Source organism: Shewanella scandinavica, assembly GCF_031932065.1.
Lineage (GTDB): Bacteria > Pseudomonadota > Gammaproteobacteria > Enterobacterales > Shewanellaceae > Shewanella > Shewanella baltica.
In genome coordinates this window covers 58,993-81,674 of sequence record NZ_JAUOES010000015.1, presented here as the reverse complement: position 1 = coordinate 81,674, position 22,682 = coordinate 58,993, and the positions used below count along the sequence as shown (strand labels likewise).

The window sequence follows — 22,682 nt, the reverse complement described above, 5'->3', positions numbered from 1 at the left end:
AGATGTATGAATTTGTGTCGGCATAAGATTTTTTTTTAAGGCGCAATACAGATTTTACTTAATTAACGCTTTATTTTATTGCCTTAGAAACCTTTTATTAGCAGTTAATTAGCATTATTTCGCTTTTTTTATCCTAATGGTCTTGTTGTCTTGTATTAGCACTTTAAGTCTGGTATTAGTTTCGCCCCCATTTTTAATCACTTTTATGATTAACGGATAGGTAAACGAGTTTAGTGGTGAATTAGTAGTCAGTACGGCTGCGCAAAAGTTCGTCATAGATTATAAACTCGACAGATATCGAACATATTTACCACGGAATTGTGTAAACAAAAATTTGCACTCCGGATGGGCTTTGTTTTAGCTATGGCTAATCGACACATAATCACTTAAGTTTGTAAAAAAACAATAAGACAAGATGGGGCTTCCAGTGCAAGACAATCAGATGAGTATCGCAGATACATTGGGCTTAGGTTTTATGACCTTCGCATTCTTTTTAGGGGCAGGTAACCTAATTTTTCCACCGTTCGCGGGAATGTTAGCGGGCGGTAATATGCCCCTCGCCATGTTGGGTTTTTTGATTACCGCCGTAGGTTTACCTTTAGTTGGACTGATTGCTGTCGCTAAGGCTCAAGGTAAGGTTATGGCTATGCTGCCAGTATTTGCAGCAACGACATTGGCTATCGCGATTTATATCATTATCGGCCCTGCGTTTGCTGCGCCGCGTACCGGTTTAGTGGCTTACGAGATTGGCGCTAAGCCCTTTATCGATGACACCACGGCCACATTTTTACTGGGCAGTTTAGAACTGAATCTGTCGCAACTGCTATTCACCATGTGTTTCTTTACCGTCACTATGTTATTGGCGCTTTTCCCTGGCAAGCTGCTCGATAGCGTAGGTAAAGTATTAACGCCTATTTTATTGATCTTGTTAGTTGGATTGGCTGCATCTGTGATGTTTTTACCTGCCTCCGAAGTGGGCCAAGCCGTAGGCGATTATCAAAACCATCCGCTGACCAAAGGTATTTTGGAAGGCTACAACACTATGGATACGTTAGCGTCCTTGATGTTTGGTATGTTGATTATCGATATCCTGCGCAAAAAGGGGATTGAACAACCGAGTGCTCAAACTAAATATCTGATCCGCGCCGCCTTTATTGCTGCCGCTGGTTTAGCCTTTGTGTATGTGTCGCTGTTCTTTTTAGGTGCGACCGCAGGCGATATCGCCATCGGTGCTAAAAATGGCGGCGAGATTTTAACGAACTATGTGACCCGTGAATTTGGTGATTTAGGCTCAGTCTTGTTGTCATCGGTCGTGACTTTAGCTTGTTTAACCACAGCGGTTGGCCTTGTGAGTGCATGTTCTGAGTTCTTCAATGAGCTGATGCCTAAACTGTCTTACCGTTTCCTGGTGATCTTCTTAAGCGTGATTTGTGCTGTGATCGCTAACGTGGGCCTTACGCAGCTTATCGCCATCAGTATTCCTGTGTTGATGACAATTTATCCTGTGGCAATCGCTTTAGTGGTCATCACTTTCTTGACCGCTTATTTTGCGAATCCGCAGTTTGCACACCGTGCAGTACTGAGTGTGGCACTGTTTTTCGGTATCTTCGATGGTCTTAAAGTGGCAGCGAAAAGTTTGACTGACGCTGATGGTCAAGCGGTGAATGGCTTCGCGCAGGGCTTTATCCATGTCGTGGATGTGATGTCTCCCGTGTTATCTAAGCTGCCACTCTATGAAGAAGGCATGGCTTGGTTACTGCCAACGATTGCAACCATAGTACTGTGTTTAGTGTTTGGTCGTGGTCGTGATCAAACGGCTGCTGCTTAAGCCTTGTACTCGCGTTTTTACGCGGGACTCAGTTAAGCTGATGTAGGCTTAAATCTAGTTAAGTTAATATCAACGGCGTATCATTTGATGACGCCGTTTTTTTATGGAGTTTTTGTGCCTAAGACATATCAGCCCGATCCGCTCATTGATGTTTTTCTTGATGATCTCTGGTCGAGCAAGGGACTGAGTGACAACACCTTATCGGCCTATCGCACCGATCTGCGCCATTTTGATCGTTATCAAGCTCAGCAAGGGGTAACGCTGCTCGCGGTTTCTCAGGCGGATGTCAGAGCGTATTTAGCCTTTAGAGTTGAGCAGGATTTTGCACGCACCAGTAGCGCTCGGCTGCTCAGCAGTTTACGGCGTTTCTATACCTATTTAGTGCAGACCAAGCAGATTTCAGCCGATCCTATGGCCCTCGTCGAGTCGCCTAAATTAACCCGCCATTTACCCGATTCATTGAGTGAATCACAGGTCGATCGCTTGTTGTCTGAGCCCAATGTGGAAGATGCGGTCGAATGTCGCGACAAAGCCATGCTAGAGCTGTTGTATGCGACAGGTTTGAGGGTGAGTGAGCTCATTGGCTTGACGATGGAGCAGATGAGCCTGCGCCAAGGTTTAGTGCGCATTGTGGGTAAGGGCGGTAAAGAGCGTCTTGTGCCGCTGGGTGAATTAGCGATTACCGAGGTTGAGAACTACATGAAGTTTGCGCGCCAAGAGTTGCTCGGCAATAAACAATCCGATGTGGTGTTTCCGTCAAAACGCGGGCAGATGATGACGCGGCAAACCTTTTGGCATCGGATTAAGTTGTATGCCCTGCGTGCTGGGATTGAAACCGCATTATCACCGCACACATTGCGCCATGCTTTTGCTACCCATTTGCTCAATCACGGTGCCGATCTGCGGGTGGTGCAATTGCTGTTAGGCCATAGCGACCTGTCGACCACGCAGATTTATACCCATGTGGCGCGGGCAAGGCTGCAGGAATTGCATCAACAGCATCATCCAAGAGGCTGAAAAAGGATTTAGTTACAGCATAAATTTGCTTTCCGCGCGGCTTGTCTGTAACTTTTTGCCACCATACGGGGTCTATTAAGTATATCGCGTTTGAACGACCTCAAAATCTCCTCGTCGAGACCCAATTTATAGGATGTCCCATGAAGTTAACCCGAGCATTATCTTTAATTTTTGCCCTTGTTGTAGCTCCTCTTGCTCACGCCGCAACAGCGACCTCGCCAGATACCGCTGCTATTAAGCAAAAACTGACTGAGATGTTGGATGTTGAAGTCATTTCTATGCAGGATTCGCCGATTGAGGGTTTGTATCAAGCCATGACCAACCGCGGCGTGCTCTATATTAGTCGTGATGGTTCAAAACTGTTCCACGGCAGTTTGTATGACCTAGATAAAGGCATGAAAAACTTAACGGAAGCGGCATTAGCTGGCCCACGTTTAGAAATGATGAAGCCGCTTGAAGACCATATGTTGGTTTACAAAGCTAAAAATGAAAAACACGTGGTCACTGTATTTACCGACGTCAGTTGTGGTTATTGCCGTAAATTGCATAGCCAAATGGCCGATTACAACAAGCTTGGCATTACCGTGCGTTACTTAGCCTTTCCGCGTGCGGGCGTGCCGTCAGCCAACGCCGACGAAATGCAAGCCATCTGGTGTGCTAAAGATCCATTAAAAGCCATGACAGACGCTAAAGCGGGCAGCAAAGTTGCCGCAGCAACATGCGATGCTAAAATTGCCGAGCAATATGCTTTAGGCACCACCTTTGGTGTGAATGGTACGCCGGCAATCGTGTTAGAAGATGGCAATATGATCCCAGGTTATCAACCCCCTGCGGACTTATTACGCACCTTAGAAGCGCGTCAGTAACAGTCAAAATAGTAAAATTTATCCCACGAAAGGTGAGCTTAAGGCTCACCTTTTTGTTATCTTATCGCCACGATTTCATGAGAGTTTGAGTCCCTTGATCCATAAGATAGTCCGTCGCCCAACCGTTGATGATAGCCATTTACCTGCTCATCTTTCGCCGCTATTGAAGCAGCTTTACGCTCGCCGCGGTGCGCTCAGCCACGAATGCGAACTTGTCCTTAAGGGTCTATTAAGACCTGAAACCATGAAAGGCTTACCCGAAGCTGCGGCGCTTATTGCCGATGCCATGCAGGCGAATAAGTCGATTCTGATCGTCGGTGATTTTGATGCCGATGGTGCGACCTCAACTAGCGTGTGTATGCTGGCGCTACGGATGATGGGCGCGGTGAAAGTGGACTATTTGATCCCCAATCGCTTCGATTACGGCTACGGCTTAAGCCCTGAAATTGTTGCGGTTGCGGCGTCTAAACAGGCTGAAATGCTGATCACTGTCGATAACGGTATTTCATCGATTGATGGCGTTGCTGCGGCCAAAGCCTTTGGTATGCAAGTGGTGATTACTGACCATCATTTACCCGGACACGAGTTGCCTGCTGCTGATGCGATAGTGAATCCGAACCAACCCGGTTGCCCATTCGCGAGTAAATCGATTGCTGGTGTTGGCGTCGCCTTTTATTTGATGACGGCATTAAGGGCTGAACTGCGAACGCGAAACTGGTATCAAACGCGCGGTATTGCTGAGCCCAATTTAGGCACGCTGCTCGACATCGTTGCCCTTGGCACCGTTGCCGATGTGGTATCGCTGGATGCTAATAATCGGATTTTAGTCGAAGCGGGTTTGCAGCGCGTGCGAGCGGGCCGCTGCCGTGTGGGGATTACCGCACTGCTTGAAGTGGCGAAGCGAAATCCTGCGCGTATTGTTGCTTCCGACTTTGGTTTTGCTGTGGGCCCAAGGCTTAATGCCGCAGGCCGGCTCGATGAAATGGCGCTTGGGGTCGAAACCTTACTCTGTGAAGACATGATGTACGCGCGGCGTATGGCGGCCGAGCTCGATGGGTTAAACCAAGAGCGTCGTGAGCTGGAAGTCGGCATGCAGCAGGAAGCCTTAAAAAGCCTTGAGCACTTAAAGCTCAACGAAGACGAGTTACCTTGGGGTATCGCGCTATTTCAAGAAGATTGGCACCAAGGCGTCATTGGTATTTTGGCCTCGCGCATTAAAGACAAATACCACAGACCCGTGATCGCCTTTGCCGATGCCGGCAATGGTCAAATTAAAGGCTCGGCGCGTTCAATCAAAGGCTTGCATATGCGCGACTTGCTCGAGCTGGTCAACACGCGCCACCCAGGACTGATTATCAAATTTGGCGGCCATGCGATGGCGGCGGGCTTATCACTCAAAGCTGGCAGTTTTGCTACGTTTGCCAAAGCCTATGATGATGCGGTGCGCGAACTGCTCAAACCTGAACTGCTAACTGGCGAGCTGTGGTCCGATGGTGAACTCACTCCCACGGAACTGAATCTTGAGATGGCCCAGTTACTGCGCAATGCCGGGCCTTGGGGACAAGCCTTTGAAGAGCCACTGTTTGATGGCTATTTTACGATAGTGCAGCAACGCCTCGTCGGCGAGCGCCATCTTAAGCTTGTACTCGAAACCCAGTGCGGCACTGTGATGCTCGATGCGATTGCTTTTAATGTGGATTTGCACACTTGGCCCGATGCGACCATTCGCCATGCCCGTATTGTTTATAAGCTTGATGTGAATGAGTATCGCGGTAATTTCTCGCTGCAACTCATGGTTGAGCAGATCGAAGCTATGTAGTCGCTGTAATTGATAACGTGGTTATAGCCTAGGTATTGAATGCCAAATGCTGCACTTAATTGGGGATAAAAGGGAGTGGAGTCATGCCGACATATAGTGTGAGTTGTGATCAAGCGGAAATGGATTTTGAGGTTATTCATGGTTTTATCAGTAATAGCTATTGGGCTCAGGGCATGCCAAAGGCATTGTTGCGTAAAGCGTTAGCCAATAGCCTGTGTTTTGCTGTGCTTGATAGTGAAGCTAAACAAGTGGCCTTTGGCCGCTTAATCACAGATAAAGCCACCTTTGCTTACCTTGCCGATGTGTTTGTACTTGAGTCGCACCGTGGCTTAGGCTTAAGCAAGTTGATGATGACATCAATTATGGAACATCCTGATTTACAGGGATTAAGGCGCATAATGCTCGCCACCCGCGATGCCCATGGACTCTATGCCCAGTTTGGTTTCAACGCAGTCGATACGCCTGAAACCTTAATGCAAATTCGGCTTGAGAATCCCTACCTTTAGGCTAGATTTTATTGACGTAAATTCTATAAATATCAAGATAAGGACATCTGTTATGACAGGAAAAACTCAGCCAACGACAGTAGCCGATAGCGTGAAAGTGAAAGGCCCCGCATCATATTTCCCTTCTATCGAGAAAACCTATGGTCAGCCGATCGCCCACTGGCTAACGCTTTTGCAAGGTCTCGAAGGCAAAAAGCATATGGAAATGGTGGCTTGGCTTAAGAGTGATCACCAACTCGGTCATGGGCATGCCAATGCGCTGGTGGCGTATTTTTTAGCCTCTAATCAGTAGATAAATAATATTACTCAACTAGGTATCTTGCTTAACATTTAGATAGTGTTGAATTGCTTAAGGATAGGTATGGCTACTAAAGAAGATTTACCCGACTGGGTTTTAACTGCATTAATCGCTAATGGAGGTAGTTCCCGATTGATAGATGTTGCTAAATATATATGGCTACACCATGAAGTAGAGCTTCGTGGCTCTGGCGATCTTTTTTTAAATGGCAATACGATATGCGCTGGGCCGCTACTCAATTACGTCGTACTGGGAAAATAAAAGCCGCAGATTTATCTCCTTCGGGGATTTGGGAACTTGTATAATTTCGTTTATATACTAAATCGAAGACCAAAATTATTAAGTGTCTTATGACTTAAAAAGCAAATAGCCAGCGAATGCTGGCTATTTTATTGGTATTAACTGTGATGTTGGTTAACTCGTTAAGCTGCTTTGGTTTCGGCGATTTCTTCATCGCTGTGACGAATTAAGTAATCAAATGCGCCCAGTGATGCACTCGCACCGCTGCCCATGGCGATGATAATTTGCTTGAACGGCGTGTCAGTCACATCGCCTGCCGCAAATACTCCAGGGATGGATGTTTGACCGCGGGCATCGACAACGATTTCCCCACGTGGCGTCAGTTCAACCACACCTTTTAGCCACTCGGTATTCGGTACTAGCCCAATCTGTACGAAGATACCTGCAAGTGCGACATGGTGACTCTCGCCTGTTGCTCTGTCTGTGTAGTTTAGGCCATTAACCCGAGTACCATCGCCAGTCACTTCTGTGGTCATGGCTTGGGTAATAATCTTGATGTTACCCATAGACGCTGCTTTACGTTGTAGCACATCGTCGGCGCGTAGGGTTTTATCAAACTCCAGCACAGTCACATGTTCTACTATGTTGGCGAGATCGATAGCCGCTTCGATACCTGAGTTACCGCCGCCAATCACCGCCACACGTTTGCCTTTAAATAACGGGCCATCGCAATGCGGGCAGTATGCGACACCTTTACCACGGTATTCTTTCTCGCCGGGGACATTCATTTCACGCCAGCGCGCACCTGTGGCTAACAATACGGTACGGCTACGTAATTTAGCGCCGCTTGCCAGTTCAAGCTCGAACAAGCCATCTGTGCCTAAAGAAACTGCCTTTTGGTTGTCCATGATGTCGACTTCGTAGTCTCGTACATGGGCCTCAAGGTTTGCCACTAGCTTGGGACCTTCGGTCGCTTTGACCGAAATAAAGTTCTCGATACCAACGGTTTCAGCCACTTGGCCGCCAAACTTATCGGCAACAATACCAGTGCGAAGGCCTTTACGTGCTGCATAAATAGCTGCCGCTGCGCCGGCTGGGCCGCCGCCCACCACTAAGACTTCGAATGGCGCTTTTTCATTAATTTCATCGGCCTTGCGGCTTGCGGCATTGGTATCCAATTTATTGAGGATCTCGCCAATGCTGATACGACCGGCTGCAAACACTTCGCCATTTAAGTAGACAGAAGGCACGGCCATAATGTTACGGCTCGCCACTTCGTCTTGGAACAGGGCGCCGTCGATCATCACGTTGGTGATATTCGGGTTAATCGCCGCCATCATGTTCAGTGCCTGTACTACGTCTGGGCAGTTTTGGCAGGTCAGTGAGACGTAAGTTTCAAAGGCATATTTGCCTGGCAGATTGCGGATCTGCTCGATAATGTCATCGCTGAGTTTGATTGGGTGTCCACCCGTGTGCAGTAAGGCCAACACAAGTGAGGTAAATTCGTGACCCATAGGCAGACCCGCAAAGCTGATTTGCGTATTAAGCTCTGGGTTAATCACTGTCATCGCCGGGGTGCGTTCGCCCTGAGTTTCTTTCAGGCTCACCAGAGAAGATAGGCTGACAATGTCTTGCGCTAAGCTTTTTAATTCTTGAGACTTTTTGCTCTCATCTGCAGACACGACAAGTTCAACTGGTCTCTTGAGGTTTTGCAGATAGGTTTGCAGTTGATTTTTTAAATTCGCATCTAACATGTGATGACTCCAAAATCGCGTAAAAGGGAGAGGTAAGGGGGCCAGTCTAGGCCCTTGCAGGGGCGGGCTTAATCCTTTGCTGCGTGGCGCTACAACTGTGTTGGCTGTAACGCCAATCAGCTTGGGACGCTAGACTGGCGGGGTTGACGCTTTGGGCTAAATTAGATTTTGCCAACTAGGTCTAAAGACGGTGCTAATGTGTCGTCACCTGGCTGCCATTTAGCTGGGCAAACTTCGCCATCGTGAGTTGCAACATATTGAGCAGCTTGAATTTTACGAACAAGCTCTTGAGCGCTACGGCCGATGCCTAAATCGTGAACTTCGCTGACCTTGATTTGGCCTTCTGGGTTAATCACGAAAGTACCACGCAGTGCTAAACCGTCTTCTTCAATCATCACGCCGAAGTTACGGCTGATAGTACCTGTTGGGTCAGCCAGCATTGGGAAGTTGATCTTCTTGATGGTGTCTGACGTGTCATGCCACGCTTTGTGAGTGAAATGAGTGTCAGTTGATACTGAGTAAACTTCAACGCCCATGCCTTTCAGCTGCTCGTAGTAATCCGCCATGTCGCCTAATTCAGTTGGGCAAACAAAGGTGAAGTCAGCAGGGTAGAAGAATACAACTGACCATTTACCTAACAGGTCTTGTTCCGTTACTGGAACGAACTCACCATTGTGATACGCAGTGGCTTTGAATGGTTTGATTGTGCTGTTGATAATTGATTGAGTCATTTTATGCTTCCATTTAGTTGATGATTGCTTAAGTTCATAACAGGACATTTGCTTGCGTCCTGTCGATGTGAAGCATATTACCGACTCGCATAAAATTAAGATAACGGATAAAAACTATTATCCTAATCGGTTTAGTCGAATGCTGGTGCAGTTAGGTAGGACTCAATCGGTTTTTCCACAGCAGCTGGGCTTTGGTGTGCTTGGGATTGGGTCTGGATTGTATGCGATGACCTTTCAGTGGATCGGTTGAGCTAAATTTCAGGCATAAAAAAGGGATATCAATGATATCCCTTAGAATATAAAATCAATTAAAACAATATTCTAGAGAGCCTAGAACCTAGTTTTTCTTAGGCTGAGTTAACCAAGTGCTGAGCAAACGCACGCCGTAACCTGTGGCGCCCGCAGGCACAACGGCGGTATCGGTGGCGGTTAAGGCGTTGCCCGCGATATCGAGATGTGCCCAAGGCTGTTCGCCCGCAAAGCGTTTTAAGAACATGGCCGCAGAGGAAGCGCCCGCGCTACCTTCTTTACCGGTGTTTTTCAGATCCGCGATCGTGGACTTAAGCTCATCATCGTAGGCTTGATCTAAGGGTAGACGCCACACTTTCTCGCCAACCTGTTGTCCCGCATAGGTTAACTGCTGAACCAAGGTTTCTGAGTCGGTAAACAATCCCGCATATACGCTGCCGAGTGCGCCGACTTTAGATCCCGTTAAGGTCGCGACATCCACTATGATGGAAGGCTTATAGTTTTCTCTGGCATACCAGAGGCCATCGGCCAGCACTAAGCGACCTTCGGCATCGGTATTGAGCACTTCAACGGTGAGCCCTTGGGCAGTTTTAATCACGTCCCCAGGGATCATTGCGTGGCCAGAGATCATGTTCTCCGCCATCGGCATAATCGCCACTACGTTGACTGGCGCCTTTTGGAGTGCCATAGCTTTAATGGTGCCAAGCACAGTGGCTGCGCCCGCCATGTCTGACTTCATCCGTGCGATAGAAGTGCCCGTCGCCTTAATGTTGTAACCGCCCGAGTCGAAGGTGATGCCTTTACCGACCAGCGCAATAGGTGCGTCTTTGCTGCCCGGCCAATGGGCCACCACTAACTTAGGTGGGCGTTCGCTGCCTTTACCTACTGCCGCCAAGGCGCCCAGTTGTAGGCGTTCGATATCTTTGGCTTCTAATACTGTGACTTTAACGCCGAGGGATTTGAGTTTTCTCGCCTCATTGGCAAAGCTGTCTGGATACATAATGCCCGCGGGCGCGTTGGTGAGATCGCGGGCTAAAAACACCCCAGCTTCAACCGCTTGCAGATTTTTATGGTGTTTCTGGTTGCCACTTAAATCATCGACGGCGATTTGGTAGTTCTTCTCGGCATGGGTACTCGCCTTGAACTGAGTGTAACGATAGCTGCGCAGTTCAATACCGTGTGCCAGCTCAGAGGCAAATAACGGCGCGGCCGTTAAACCTTGGGTGAGTACGCGTACTGTGGCTTGGGGAACCGTATCGAGTTTGGCTGCAACATTACCACCGATTGTATTGATATCACCGGGCGTTAAGGTTTTAGTATCGCCAATGCCGACCAGTAAGACTCGCTTAGCATCGATTTCGCTCGGTACTAAAATCTCGAGGATTTCACCTTGCTTACCGGAAAAGCTGTTATCTGCCGTCGCTAGGTTTAATTGGTCTTGGGTCGACTGAGGTAAAAAATCGATCCCATAGGTAGTAGCATCAGCGCTTTGGAATAGCACTAATGTATCTGAATTCAGTGAGCTACGAGTGTCAAAACTAAAAATCTCGGCGTTAGCATTGAGAGAGTTAAGGCACGCCAGAGCCATAACGCTTAACATAAATTTGTGCTTATTTTTCATGGTGACAGCTCATATCATAGGAGTGTGAGAAGAATATCAAAGCTCAGCCTTAGGGTTAACTAATTTAAGCTATTTTGCTGATATTAATATTAAATCCAAGGCCCAAAGCGTGTCAGTGATCGCTCAAGGGCAAAACCTAATTGTTGCGACAAAGATTGAGCCTGACTTTTCAGGGCCGACGTGCCTAAAAGCTGTGGCGAATGGCTCGCAAATATCACCCAATTACCGCCGCCAGTGAGGCAAGCATTCACATGGGCAAAGTGTTGTTGTAAGTCGGCTAATAATTCGCGATTTTGGCTATGTTCTTTCCAGCAGTTCAGCACTAAATAACCGTTGGGTTTAATGAGGTTAGTGCATTGCTCAAGGAATACTGGCGAAAGCTGTCCCGTTTCAACGCCTTTGGCTGTGTAGATATCGGCAAAAATCACATCGACTTTTTTATGATCGCCTGCGGCCAAAAAGGCGATGGCATCATCATTGATAAGATTGAGCTTTTTACCTATCGGCAGTTGAAAATAGCGCTTAGCTAATTCAATCACCGCGGGGCGTAACTCTACCGCCGTTAACTTTATTGCCGCGTCGAAATTGCGTAGAGAGTGGATAATCGAGCCGCCGCCTAAACCTAAAACGATGGCGCTCTTAGGCTTACAAAACAGCAAAACCAACAACATGGCTTGCACATAAGTGTGCTGGGGAATATGGGGCGCAGCCTTGAGGATTTTACTCTGCTCGTCGTTATCCCCAAAGGACAGGATCCGTGAGTCGTCGTAATCGATTACGCGGATTGGGCCTAGTGCGTCTTGGGTTTCATGTAAGAGGGTAGAGTCGGCCATATTGGATTTATTACTCGGTTTAGCTGTTTGGCTCGCTTGCACAGGCTATAACTGCTCGCGCAAAAAAGTTAGAATTCAGACAGTTTTAGTTAATTGAGCCGCTATTATGACAAATCAAATCCTGCTTGCCTGTATTTATCTTGCAGTGTTTCTCTTTTTACAGCGCGCCTTAACCCATTGGGTGAGAAAACTGGCGCAAATGAAGCAAGTGAGTGTGGCGCGGACCAGTTTAGTCACCCGTTTTATTTCCTATGTGATGTTTTTTATTACCTTATCACTGATGGCTGTCTCGCTTGGGCTGGGCTATCAGGATGTGTCGCTATTTGTTTCATCCGCCTTTGCTGTGATGGGCGTAGCATTGGTTGCTCAATGGTCGATATTGAGTAATTTAACCGCTGGCGTGCTGATCTTTTTCGTATTTCCTTACCGTATCGGCGAGCGCATTCGAGTCGTGGATAAGGATGAAGATATTAGCGGTGTGATTATCGAAATCGCGTTATTCCATGTGCTAATCCACCGCGATAACGGCGATACCATTACTTATCCCAATAACTTAATGCTGCAAAAGGCAGTGTTAAAGCTCGCCGATCAGACTCCCTTAGCCGAACGTCAGGCTTTACTCGAAGGCAAGAAGAAGTTTGATCCTGAGTAGTTTGGCTAGCTGCGCAGTGCTACATTGATTATCAAACTGTTGTGAGTGATTGCCGGGGCTCTTAATCCTATTATCTTCTCATTATGTTTGCTTGCTTACTGAGTGTTTACTAACAAATACAGGGGGTTTTATTACATGCCACGCTGTTTTTTTACCTCATACTGTGCTTGAACGCACGGTTTAGTTATTCACTCTGCTTAGACTTCGCCCTTTTGTTTTTAAGGGAGAATTCAATGAAATCTAAACTTCTAGCTGTGACTATCGCGGCGGTGTTAACGACTCAATTAACGGCCTGTATGGGGCAAATGGGTTTAAGCCAAATGGTGACTAAGGGAAATTTAAGTGCAGTGGATAACCGTTATGGTCGTGCTGGGCTGTTTATTCTATTGAGCCCGATTTATGGCATTGCGGCTACAGGCGATTTGTTTATCGTGAATACTATCGAGTTTTGGACGGGTAAAAATCCCATTACCGATAAATCTCCTGCTGTGGTAGATATGCCCGTCGATGCTATTTTCAAGCTTAACCCCCATGTAAGTGATGAGCTAAAGTCAGCCCCTGTAAAACTCACACAGGCACAAATTACCTATCCTGATGAACAAACCGTCGCTATGACCTTAGCCTATGAAGACGGCAGCACTCAGTTATTAGCGGGCCGTAAATCCGGTGATGATGTAGATTTTTTTCTTGATAATATTTTTATTACCCGTGTTAGCAATCAAGAATTAGTTGCCTATAGCGAAAGTCGTTTGCTGGATGCTGAGGTAAACCCTGCAGCATAAGGCGATTAGCTGAAGCCCAATTTGTTATTGGGTATCAAAATTAGCGAATTTATTCCAGCCCCTCAATAGGGGCTTTATTCTCCATAGGCCGATGTAAGACCGTATTTAGCCATTTAACCAATACTAATTCGATAGCGCTTGAGTACCAGATTCTCAACAACCCAATACAGGCCAGATAGGGATAGCAACAAGGTCAGTATGCCCAGCAGCCAGCTAAAGGGGTTGTTGAAGCTGCCTTGATTGAGGTAATCCATAAAGTGCAATTTAAACATCAAGTCGGCGATGTCTGTGTGGTCATTTTTATGGCCAACTAATTCACCATTAACCGCATTGATGTAAATCCGCGTCGACAGCTCATCATCCATAGCTATTTGCCACAGTGAATTGCACTGAGTTGGCCACTCGCTAATGGGGGCTGAGATTTGCTTAACTTGGGTAATCTTGCCCGGCCCGGTGTAACTTTCAAGCGCCAGTTGTTGCGCGCTTTGTTTATCAATAAGTAAAACATTGCCTGTATAAGCATCAATCAAGGTTTGCTGTTGGCACTGGTGTGCATAGCGCTGCACCTTTGCATCGAGTACATAAACAGGCTTACCCGCGAGCGCCATTAATGTCAGGCTTTCTACTTGAGTGTGCTTCGCTAGTAAGGGAGTTATATTCACAAGCTTTTGTGGCTCAAACGCTTGCCTTTGCGGCTCAGGGTGATGGCTCTGTTGGTACACCATTCCCTTGAGTTCATCATGGGGCGTCAAATTGAAATAGACCCCAGTAACAAGCCAAAGTAGCAGTTGAATGCTAACTATGGCACCGAGCCAATAGTGAGCGATTTTGACCCAGCGTTTGAAGCGTTTACTTTGAGGCTTAGGCTTAGGTTTAGATTTAAGTTTCGGCATTATTTCAGATACTTCCTTCTGCGCTGCCAAAGTAAAATGAAGCCGGCTAACACAGCCACAATAGAGATTAGAGCCGTGGTCAGCAGCAGAAGATTGTCGATGGCTTCACCTTCGTCGTAATCCATAATGTGCCATTTCCAAAAGAGATCGAATAAACGCCAATAGTCATGTCTGCGCGTGACTAGCTCACCCGTCGTCGCTGACAGGTAAAGGCTTGTGGCAGCGCTATTGTTAAAATCCATTCTCCAAACGGGCAAGTATCGCGGCGCTAATTCCGCAGGGGCGATATCGGCGAGCAGGGTTGCACTAACAAGCTTAGCCTCGACGGCTAAAGACCCGTGATGCTGATAGTTTGAAGCTATCATTCGGGCTTGTTTCTCCGTTATTGAAGGCAATAACTCACCCGAATCTGCGTTCACGAGAATGGACTTATCGCTCAGTTTAATCCGGTAGTAGAGGCTATCAGTAACTGAGGTTAACGTGATTGCTTGAGCCTTGGGGAAACGCTCATAAACCGCTGCGATTGGGTAATGGAGCTGGCTGGGATCGATATGCTTTATGTCTTGCACTTTAATATGATCGCCACGGATAAACCCCAGATCCATTAAGACGAAATAGCTGCCGGTGACTGACCAGATCCCAATCGGCAGTACCAGCAATAGCATCAACCATCTGTGCATAAAGTGCGCCGATGAGACTCGTTTAAGTGTGTTAACCCGCTTCAAGTTGATGACTCACTTTTTATTTAATTAATTTAGCCAGCTTGCTTAAGGGGGGCAGCCCCTTAAGCCCAAAGCACTACAGAGCCCATTTCATCCCGACATAGTAACGACGTCCCATTAGGTCGTACGTCATAGTGTTGGTATTACCGTCGGTAAAGCTTTGATGATATGGCGCTTGCTTGTCGAACAGATTATCGATACCTGCTGTGAACGCAATATTGTTGTCCATTTGATAATGAACCTGTGCGTTATGGTAAGTGAGCGCATCAACTGAGTCCCCTATATCTCCAGCATTGGCATATTGATCATCCGCCGCGCCAATATACTGAATGTTGTAGCTAAAGCGCCAATTGTCATTAGTGACATCAAAATAGAGGTTTGAGCGCCATTTGGTGTAGCTACCATCATAACCAATGGTGCCTGCTCTAGATTCAACGGGGGCACCGGCGTAGGTTTGCAGATCGTATTGATCTAAATAGCTCAGCTCCCAAGTCGTATTAGTCACTAAGCCTGCCATCTCTTTCTGGTAAAACATCGCCATATCAACACCTGAAACCACTTCGTTGGCGGCGTTGCCCAGTTGTGTTTGTAAATAGGTAATGTTGCCTGTCATTGCGTCTCGCACAAAGTGTTCGTCGCTACAGAAAGGATGCGTCATCCCTTTGCTGTCGTAACAGGCGGCTAATTTACTCGAACCATTGACTGAATTAATGGCGTTATTAATCTCTATCTTGTAGTAATCGAGCGTGATATTGAGCTCTTCAATAAACCCCAGATCCCAAACAATACCCGCAGTAAAGGTATTAGCTTCTTCTGGTTCAAGTTCAGCATTGCCACCACGGTCGGTTAATATTGTGCCTTCTTGCTTATAATTCGTTGGCACGTTTGATGCCATACAATTAGCGTATCGATTCGAGCTAGGGTCGAGCTTAACCCACTCGCTACAAGGATCTGTGGTATTCATGGAGCCTTGATCTATGCCGCCAAACAACTCAGGAATATTCGGTACTCTGAATGCCGTGGATTGCGTGGCCCGCAGCGTCACTGCGTCATTGACGACCCACAGCAGCCCCATTTTATAATTGGTATCGCTACCGAAGGTATCAAAATAGGAATATCGCAACGCCGCAGTTAATTCGACTGACTTGGCAAAGGGCAGGCCGCTTAAAATAGGTAACAAGGTTTCAAGATAGATTTCGTCGGCAGTATAACGACCATCAATCGGATCTTGCTGGGCAGTGTTTGCTTCACCACTGATTTTAAGTGGGTCGGGATCATTCCATCCTTTCTCGTTTCTGTGCTCTAGTCCTGCAGCAAAACTCATCATGCCCGCGGGTAACTGCCATAGATCGCCTGTGATATTTGTCGTGAGACTAAACTGCTCATTACCGCCGCTATCACGCATGTTAAACAGGAAATAGTCCAGCATTTCAGGTGTGAGTGAGCCTGCTCCCCAAAAGTCTGCGCAAGGGACATTAGGATCAATATTACAACTGCTATAGTCTGTCGCCTCGGCAAGACGAGCCTTATTAATGACATTGGTCACTTCATAGGAACCACGGTTACTGCCGAAGTTAACTGCGGCATCCCATTGCCAACCGTTGTCTAAATCACCTCTTAATCCTGTCACTAAGCGCCAAGTATCCGCTTGAATATTAAATTTTCTGGGTGCTTCAGCCAGTCTGCGACTCTGGAGCAGAAAGTCTGCATCGATCGGATTTGATTCATGCCAAGCAGGGATGACTATTCCTGACACCGATTGCGGAGTAGCGGGTAATTGTGAACTTCGGTGAGTGTACATGGCCTCAGCAAACACTTGGCTGCTCGCCGTTAAGTCATATTCACCGTAGGCAAACAGATTGACTCGCTCGTTAGGTTGAACCGCATTAAAATACTGATAAGTATTGTCTTTATGGCTGCTTGTGTAAGGGGCACTTCCTGTTGGTAAAAGCATTAACGGATCGCCGATTGAATTACCATTGGCATCAATGAAATGGCCTCTGCCTCCCGGCAGCGCCGAGCTACCGCCACACACTAGCTCCCCATTCACTTCCTCAAGCGGACAAGGTGCGCGACTCAGCATATCGACGGCTTGGGTTTTATCGTAACTCATCGCCACATATGCACTGCCACGCTCACCTATATGACCGATGGCAAGGTCGAGCTTGTACTGTTCACCATCATTTTGCTCGGTTATGCCCGTTCGTGCTTGAAACTCAACCCCTTCGATTTGTTGCCGAGTGATAATATTGACCACGCCTGCAACCGCGTCGGCACCATAAATGGCGGATGCGCCATCTTTTAAGACCTCGATTCGTTCAACCACGCTAATGGGAATAGTATTAAGATCAACGGAGGAGTTTGCCCCAGAGCCACTGTTCAGCATACGTCGACCATTGAGCAGTACGAGTGTGCGATTCACCCCTAATCCACGCAGATTAACTTGGGTTGAACCATAGCCACCTTCAGTCCAATAGGCATTTGTTTGATTACCCGCAAACCCCGCAGAGGCCGTCATTCTTTGCAGCAATACCTCAACTGAGGTGGCACCGGTTTTCTCGATATCTTGCGCGGTAAAAACGGTCATAGGCGCGGTGGAAGCCATCTCTTCCCTTTGAATTCGACTCCCTGTAATGGCTATTCTTTCGATAGCCGTGGGAGTCGATACTTGAGGTTTAATTGCAGATGCTGGCAACATTGCTTCAGTTTCGGCTTCGGCTGCTATCCCTGAAAACGTGGCCATGCTGGCTAGGGTTATTGCCATTGAAGTCATTACTGCGGAGCGGGTCATAATAAGCCTATGAAAGGTCTGTTTAAATAATGGTATGTTTTATATAGGATTAAGTGGGTATCTCAATAAAAACTCAACGACCTGCGACACTGTGTCACACCCCTAATGCGCGGTTTATAATAAAGTGCTGATATAATCGCCGCTCACTAAAGGTTTGGAAGTTCAACCATGTGGGCCCGCAGCGTGTTTTTTGTTTTACAGATATGATGATTCGGCATGGCGTAAATGGGAGGATAAGAGCATGCAAGCGCAAGTACAGAACAAGTTTGAACGCTATCCTGAGCATATAACACCCTTGCTATTACGGATCCGAACTTTGGTTTTTGCGATTGCTGAAGCGCAGGATTTAGGTGCGGTGGAAGAAAGCTTAAAATGGGGCGAGCCGAGTTATTCAGTTAAAAATGGCAGCACAGTAAGATTTGATTGGAAGCCTAAATATCCCGAACAATACTACCTATTCTTTAATTGTAAAACTAAGCTGGTTGATACATTTCGAGAGCTACATTCCCATGCGCTGCAGTTTGAAGGGAATCGAGCCATAGTGTTAAGTATCCATGATCCCTTGCCAATAACCGCAATTTCTCAATGTATTGAATTATCGTTGAAATACAAAAGTATCAAACATCTACCTTTGTTAGGTGCGTAAACCGACTGGGAACCAACTTGACAGAAGCTGTAGCACCTAAATCTTAGTTAAGGTGCTACCTGTTTGCGGTAACGAAGCAGACTTATTTTTTGTCGATTGATTTGACAAAAAATTGCAGTCTTGGATAGTTAAATCCAGCGTTACCTTTGATTGAAAAATATAACAACACAGCACAAATCGCGAAATATATCCCAATATCAATGGCTGAAAGCATCGCAGAATTGATTTGTTGGCCAGTCGCAAGCAACAGGCTTACACTGAGTATTCCAGCTAGTCATCTAAAAATACGCTCTCTCATATTCACTTCCTTGTTGTTTATTTAACTCTTCTATCGCAACACTCGCTGAAAAAATGCCGTCGCTTGTAAGTACATTTGCAGTGCGAGTGCAGGATCGTATCTATCGCCTTCATCACGCATAAAGGCGTGTTGAGCGTTGACTTCAAGCCAAGTGAAATTACGGTTCAGCGCCATTAATTGCTGGTGGATTAACACTCGGCCTTCCGCCGATACATGGGGATCTTGCTTACCAAACACTAACACTAATTCCCCTTGAATATCACCGCTGCGGCTCAGAGAGTCATTGCCGTAGGCGCAGGGCAGGGTGTTGGAGTGAATGTCGGTTGGATAGAGGCAAAATGCACCTAAAATAGCGGGGTTGAGTGCGGCGCGGTAGGCTAAGTGGCCGCCGATACACACGCCCATACTGCCCACTTTGCCATTGCAGTAAGCTTGTTGATGGGCAAAGTCGACTAATGCTTGGGTGTCGCTGTCGTGGTGTTCTAAAGGTTTAGCAAACTTATCGGCGTTGCCTTTGTCTTTACCCGGTTCATCGTAGGCGAGCACTGTGCCTAAAGGATTGAGTTCATGGAATACTTCCGGCACAAATACCACAAAACCGTGGCCAGCAAGAATTGTAGCAGCGCGTGCAATAGGTGCCGTTTGCTGAAATATTTCGGAATAAAAGATGATGCTTGGGAATTGCCCCTGTGCTTCTGGGCGGTAGATATAAGTGCGCATTAGCCCTGAAGGCGTGGAGATATCCTGAGTTTCCTGAGTGGCTAGCATATTGAGGTTCTCTCTGTGAGGCTTCAAACGTTGAAGCCTCACTGTAGCAGTCAGGATTTTATCTGTCAGTTAAAACAATTCGTTACCTGAGAGTTCCCCTGCACATAACGCTTTTACATTGCTCAAGGTTGTTTGGGCGATGGCGCCTAAGGCTTCTTCAGTGAGGAAGGCTTGGTGACCAGTAAAAATCACGTTATGGCAGGCAGATAATCGACGGAATACATCGTCTTGAATGATTTCATTCGATTTGTCTTCGAAAAATAAGCCTTTTTCGTTTTCGTACACATCGAGTCCGAGTGAACCTATTTGGCCGAGTTTTAAGGCCTCCATCGCATCAAAGGCATTGAGTAAACCACCGCGACTGGTGTTGATCACCATGACGCCGGGTTTCATCTTGGCGAAGCTGGCTTGGTTGAGCAAATGGCGGTTATCGGCCGTGAGCGGGCAATGCAAGCTGATGATATCGCTGTTGGCATAAATCGCATCGAGATCTTGATATTCCACATTCAGCGCGACAACCGCTGGATTGATAAAGGGATCGTAGGCGATGACTTTACAGCCAAAACCGAGCAAGACTTTAATGGTGGCCACGCCGATTTTACCTGTACCAATCACGCCAACGGTTTTGCCGAACATGTTAAAACCGACTAAACCTTCGAGGGAGAAATTGGCATCGCGGGTACGTTGGTAGGCTTTGTGGATTTTGCGATTCAGCGTCAACATCAGCGCGACTGTGTGTTCGGCCACGGATTCAGGTGAATAAGCGGGCACATTGACGACTTGCATGCCTAAGCGTTTAGCGGCGACTAAATCGACATTGTTAAAGCCTGCGCAGCGCATGGCGATAATTTTTGTGCCGCCCTTGGCGAGTTCGACTAGGACTTCTTCACAAAGTGAATCGTTAACGAAGGCACAAACGATTTCAAACCCTTCAGCAAGTTTCACTGTTTGCATGCAGAGGCGATAATCGAAATACTCAATTTGTGCACCAAACGCGGCATTTGTGCGGTTAAAATGCTGCATGTCGTAATGTTTTGCGCTAAAGAATCCAATTCTCATTTCAGTCACCTAACGGATTTTGATGTAGTTATCAGCCAAAGAGTGTAAGTGAGTTAGGGCTTTTTGTCCTCAGCCTTAGAAAATTGGCTATTAAAAGAGTGAGCTTTGTCATCAATTGGCTAAAACTGTTGATAAAAAAAGCGAGCCATCAGGGCTCGCTTATGAATCGACTATCTGTGCTTGAGTTGTTCAAACTGGACTCTCGCATTTTAAGACGTGCTTTGAGAGCCAAGGGTTAGTCCGTTAACCCTGATACGGTTTGTGACTAGTGATCTTTAGCGAATTTAGCCGCTTCAGCACCGGCGATACGGCCGTAGGTCACAATGTCAGATACTGCGTTACCGCCAAGACGGTTAGCACCGTGGACCCCGCCAGTCACTTCACCTGCAGCATATAAGCCTTGGATTGGTTTACCGGTTTTTTCGCTCTTCACTTCGGCTTTAGTATCAATCACAACACCACCCATAGTGTGGTGAACAGCAGGTGCGATTTCTAATGCGTAGAAAGGCGCTACTGCTAATTCGCGTGGTAGGTTTGGACGTTCAAATTGCGCATCTTTACCTGATTTCACGAAACCGTTGTATGCCGTGATGGTTTGCGCCAGTTCAGTGGCGGGCACATCGATTTGTTTTGCTAACTCTTCGACGGTTTTGCCTTCTTTAACAATGTTCAGATGCACATATCCTTCAATCGCTTTTAAGCTCTTACGGATTGAGTCATCGAATACCAAATAAGCGCTTTCGCCTTTTTGTTGCAGAATCGCGGCAGACGCTTTATCACGGGTAGTGATTTCGTTCATAAAGCGGTTACCTTCTCGGTTAACCACGATAGCACCGTTACCACGTACCGCTTCGGTGATCATTACGCCACCCGCTGGTGAGTATGTTGGGTGAGCTTGAATGAACTCTAAATCGCGAGTTGCTGCGCCTGCTTGCAGTGCCACGTCTAAGCCGTCACCGGTTGCACCTGGGTGGTTAGTGGCTTTAAAGCCTTTTAACTTAGGATCGTACTTAGCTACGCGGTCGTTGTTTTTCGCAAAACCACCGGCAGCAATAACCACTGCATCGGCTTTAATAATGTAATAACCAGTGTATTCGCCTTTAACGAGTACGCCAGTCACATTGCCTTTCGCATCTTCAAGAATACGGACAACACGGCTGTTTAAGCGGATGTCAGTACCACGCTTTACTGCGTTGTCCCATAGTACTTGCGCAACGTGCGCACCTACACCAGCGCCACCGGTTGGGCGGTGACTACGGTTAACACTTGCACCACCCATACGGCCCACGTCAGTCATGTCGGCACCCATAGAGGTTAACCAATCGATAGAGTCAGATGAGTTATTTGCAAGCACTTTCACTAATTCAGGATCGTTAATGTTACGGCCACCTTTCATGGTGTCGTCGATCATGATTTGTTTCTTATCTTCAATACCTAACTTAGTTTGCGCCTTCGTTTCGGCAGCGTTCATACCGCCAGCGGCCAACTTAGTGTTACCACCTGGGACAGGTTCTTTTTCGAGCAGGATTACTTTTGCGCCGGCATCACGGGCTGATACTGCAGCAGCAAGGCCCGCACCACCTGAACCGATAATAACCACATCAGTGGTTTCTTTTACGCCAGCGGCAATGGCTTTATCTTGTGCCGCTTTGTCAGCATCAACAGGAACAAACTTACGTTCCCACTTGCCGCCATAAGGCATATCGAAGCCGAAGCTGTGGCAAGCATCGCAATAGGCGACTGATTTCTCATGGCCTTTATGGCAGCTTGTACAAGCAATTTCGCCAATCAAGTGAGATTTATGGGGTGAGACTTTGTCTTTAGGTGCGGCGGCGGCCAGTTCTTTTAAATCGCCGTGGCAGCTAACGCATTGGGCATTTTCATGGCTAAGGTTGTCATCGCTGACGCCACCTTTGTCTGAGACGTGGCAGCTGTCGCAACTGCCCATTTCACCGTGAAAATCGGCTAGCACTTCTGGTGCAGCATAGGCAGTTCCTGCCATTGCGCCAGAGATCAGCATGGCTAGTGCTGTTTTTTGAATCTTTCTTGTGAACATGGTAGTTCCTCCGCCGTACATTCATCTACTTAATAAGGGTTATTCATCGTGGCGTGATATTTATTTTTTACGCAGCTCACGCACTGTTAGAGCATTCTCCATTTGCAAATTTAGCACTATCTAAAGAGGTATATGTGTGTTCAGATCACATAACCTTTGTTGCAGCGAAAATAACATATTTAAAATGTGCAATCGGATGGGAAATATTAATGAAGTTGAGACTGGTCACTGATTGAATACGGTATAACTTGCG

20 protein-coding genes are annotated in these 22,682 nt (G+C 47.0%); 10 read left to right on the top strand and 10 right to left on the bottom strand.

Annotated features, from left to right (window positions below):
- The first annotated feature begins 415 nt into the window (after positions 1-415).
- The 7 genes from brnQ (at position 416) to Q4Q50_RS13995 (ending at position 6,595) form a co-directional block, all read left to right on the top strand.
- Entirely contained in the window at positions 416-1,828 is a 1,413-nt protein-coding gene (gene brnQ, locus Q4Q50_RS14025; protein WP_311899811.1) for a branched-chain amino acid transport system II carrier protein, read from the top strand.
- Positions 1,829-1,942: 114 nt separating this feature from the next.
- Entirely contained in the window at positions 1,943-2,845 is a 903-nt protein-coding gene (gene xerD / locus Q4Q50_RS14020; protein WP_311899810.1) for a site-specific tyrosine recombinase XerD, read from the top strand.
- A gap of 140 nt (positions 2,846-2,985) precedes the next feature.
- Positions 2,986-3,711 (top strand): bifunctional protein-disulfide isomerase/oxidoreductase DsbC, encoded by a 726-nt coding sequence (gene dsbC / locus Q4Q50_RS14015; protein ID WP_006080352.1) that lies wholly within the window; start codon positions 2,986-2,988, stop codon positions 3,709-3,711.
- A 94-nt stretch (positions 3,712-3,805) separates the two neighbouring features.
- The gene (recJ, locus tag Q4Q50_RS14010; RefSeq protein ID WP_311899809.1) at positions 3,806-5,530 is read left to right on the top strand and encodes a single-stranded-DNA-specific exonuclease RecJ; all 1,725 of its coding nucleotides are present in this window, start codon (positions 3,806-3,808) and stop codon (positions 5,528-5,530) included.
- A gap of 83 nt (positions 5,531-5,613) precedes the next feature.
- On the top strand, positions 5,614-6,036 hold the full coding sequence (locus Q4Q50_RS14005; protein WP_006080355.1) for a GNAT family N-acetyltransferase: 423 nt from the start codon (positions 5,614-5,616) through the stop codon (positions 6,034-6,036).
- Positions 6,037-6,088: 52 nt separating this feature from the next.
- Positions 6,089-6,328: a DUF4287 domain-containing protein gene (locus Q4Q50_RS14000; protein WP_259576026.1), complete on the top strand. Its 240-nt coding sequence runs from the start codon at positions 6,089-6,091 to the stop codon at positions 6,326-6,328.
- Positions 6,329-6,397: 69 nt separating this feature from the next.
- A complete protein-coding gene (locus tag Q4Q50_RS13995) occupies positions 6,398-6,595 on the top strand; it encodes a hypothetical protein (protein WP_311899807.1) in 198 nt (65 codons plus the stop codon).
- Between the two features lie 161 nt (positions 6,596-6,756).
- Here the strand turns inward: Q4Q50_RS13995 and ahpF are convergent, their stop codons facing one another.
- The 4 genes from ahpF to Q4Q50_RS13975 form a co-directional block, all read right to left on the bottom strand.
- Complete coding sequence (gene ahpF, locus Q4Q50_RS13990) at positions 6,757-8,328, bottom strand: alkyl hydroperoxide reductase subunit F (protein ID WP_311899806.1); 1,572 nt, start codon at positions 8,326-8,328, stop codon at positions 6,757-6,759.
- 161 nt (positions 8,329-8,489) lie between these two features.
- Positions 8,490-9,059, bottom strand: coding sequence for an alkyl hydroperoxide reductase subunit C (gene ahpC / locus Q4Q50_RS13985; protein ID WP_006080359.1), 570 nt, complete (start codon positions 9,057-9,059; stop codon positions 8,490-8,492).
- 337 nt (positions 9,060-9,396) lie between these two features.
- Positions 9,397-10,929, bottom strand: coding sequence for a leucyl aminopeptidase (locus tag Q4Q50_RS13980; protein ID WP_311899805.1), 1,533 nt, complete (start codon positions 10,927-10,929; stop codon positions 9,397-9,399).
- 89 nt (positions 10,930-11,018) lie between these two features.
- Entirely contained in the window at positions 11,019-11,762 is a 744-nt protein-coding gene (locus Q4Q50_RS13975) for a spermidine synthase (RefSeq protein ID WP_311899827.1), read from the bottom strand.
- 106 nt (positions 11,763-11,868) lie between these two features.
- Between Q4Q50_RS13975 and Q4Q50_RS13970 the strand changes: the two genes are divergently transcribed.
- On the top strand, positions 11,869-12,414 hold the full coding sequence (locus Q4Q50_RS13970) for a mechanosensitive ion channel family protein (RefSeq protein WP_006080363.1): 546 nt from the start codon (positions 11,869-11,871) through the stop codon (positions 12,412-12,414).
- Positions 12,415-12,647: 233 nt separating this feature from the next.
- The gene (locus tag Q4Q50_RS13965) at positions 12,648-13,196 is read left to right on the top strand and encodes a DUF3332 domain-containing protein (RefSeq protein ID WP_261272210.1); all 549 of its coding nucleotides are present in this window, start codon (positions 12,648-12,650) and stop codon (positions 13,194-13,196) included.
- A gap of 113 nt (positions 13,197-13,309) precedes the next feature.
- Here Q4Q50_RS13965 and Q4Q50_RS13960 read toward each other — a convergent pair whose 3' ends face one another.
- From Q4Q50_RS13960 to Q4Q50_RS13950, 3 genes are all read right to left on the bottom strand, one after another.
- Positions 13,310-14,092, bottom strand: coding sequence for a PepSY domain-containing protein (locus tag Q4Q50_RS13960; protein WP_311899825.1), 783 nt, complete (start codon positions 14,090-14,092; stop codon positions 13,310-13,312).
- Positions 14,089-14,754 carry a peptidase gene (locus tag Q4Q50_RS13955; RefSeq protein WP_311899824.1) on the bottom strand — a complete coding sequence of 222 codons (666 nt, stop codon included), beginning with the start codon at positions 14,752-14,754 and terminating at the stop codon, positions 14,089-14,091. The genes Q4Q50_RS13960 and Q4Q50_RS13955 overlap by 4 nt, the downstream gene beginning before the upstream one ends.
- A 133-nt stretch (positions 14,755-14,887) precedes the next feature.
- Entirely contained in the window at positions 14,888-17,602 is a 2,715-nt protein-coding gene (locus tag Q4Q50_RS13950) for a TonB-dependent receptor (RefSeq protein ID WP_443020119.1), read from the bottom strand.
- Between the two features lie 241 nt (positions 17,603-17,843).
- Here Q4Q50_RS13950 and Q4Q50_RS13945 point away from each other — a divergent pair, with 241 nt between their 5' ends.
- On the top strand, positions 17,844-18,248 hold the full coding sequence (locus Q4Q50_RS13945) for a DUF1801 domain-containing protein (protein ID WP_311899801.1): 405 nt from the start codon (positions 17,844-17,846) through the stop codon (positions 18,246-18,248).
- A gap of 328 nt (positions 18,249-18,576) precedes the next feature.
- Here Q4Q50_RS13945 and Q4Q50_RS13940 read toward each other — a convergent pair whose 3' ends face one another.
- From Q4Q50_RS13940 to fccA, 3 genes are all read right to left on the bottom strand, one after another.
- Positions 18,577-19,314 carry a dienelactone hydrolase family protein gene (locus Q4Q50_RS13940; RefSeq protein ID WP_311899799.1) on the bottom strand — a complete coding sequence of 246 codons (738 nt, stop codon included), beginning with the start codon at positions 19,312-19,314 and terminating at the stop codon, positions 18,577-18,579.
- Positions 19,315-19,383: 69 nt separating this feature from the next.
- Positions 19,384-20,373 (bottom strand): 2-hydroxyacid dehydrogenase, encoded by a 990-nt coding sequence (locus tag Q4Q50_RS13935; RefSeq protein WP_006080371.1) that lies wholly within the window; start codon positions 20,371-20,373, stop codon positions 19,384-19,386.
- A 265-nt stretch (positions 20,374-20,638) separates the two neighbouring features.
- Positions 20,639-22,429 (bottom strand): fumarate reductase flavoprotein subunit FccA, encoded by a 1,791-nt coding sequence (gene fccA / locus Q4Q50_RS13930; RefSeq protein WP_311899796.1) that lies wholly within the window; start codon positions 22,427-22,429, stop codon positions 20,639-20,641.
- Positions 22,430-22,682 lie beyond the last annotated feature (253 nt).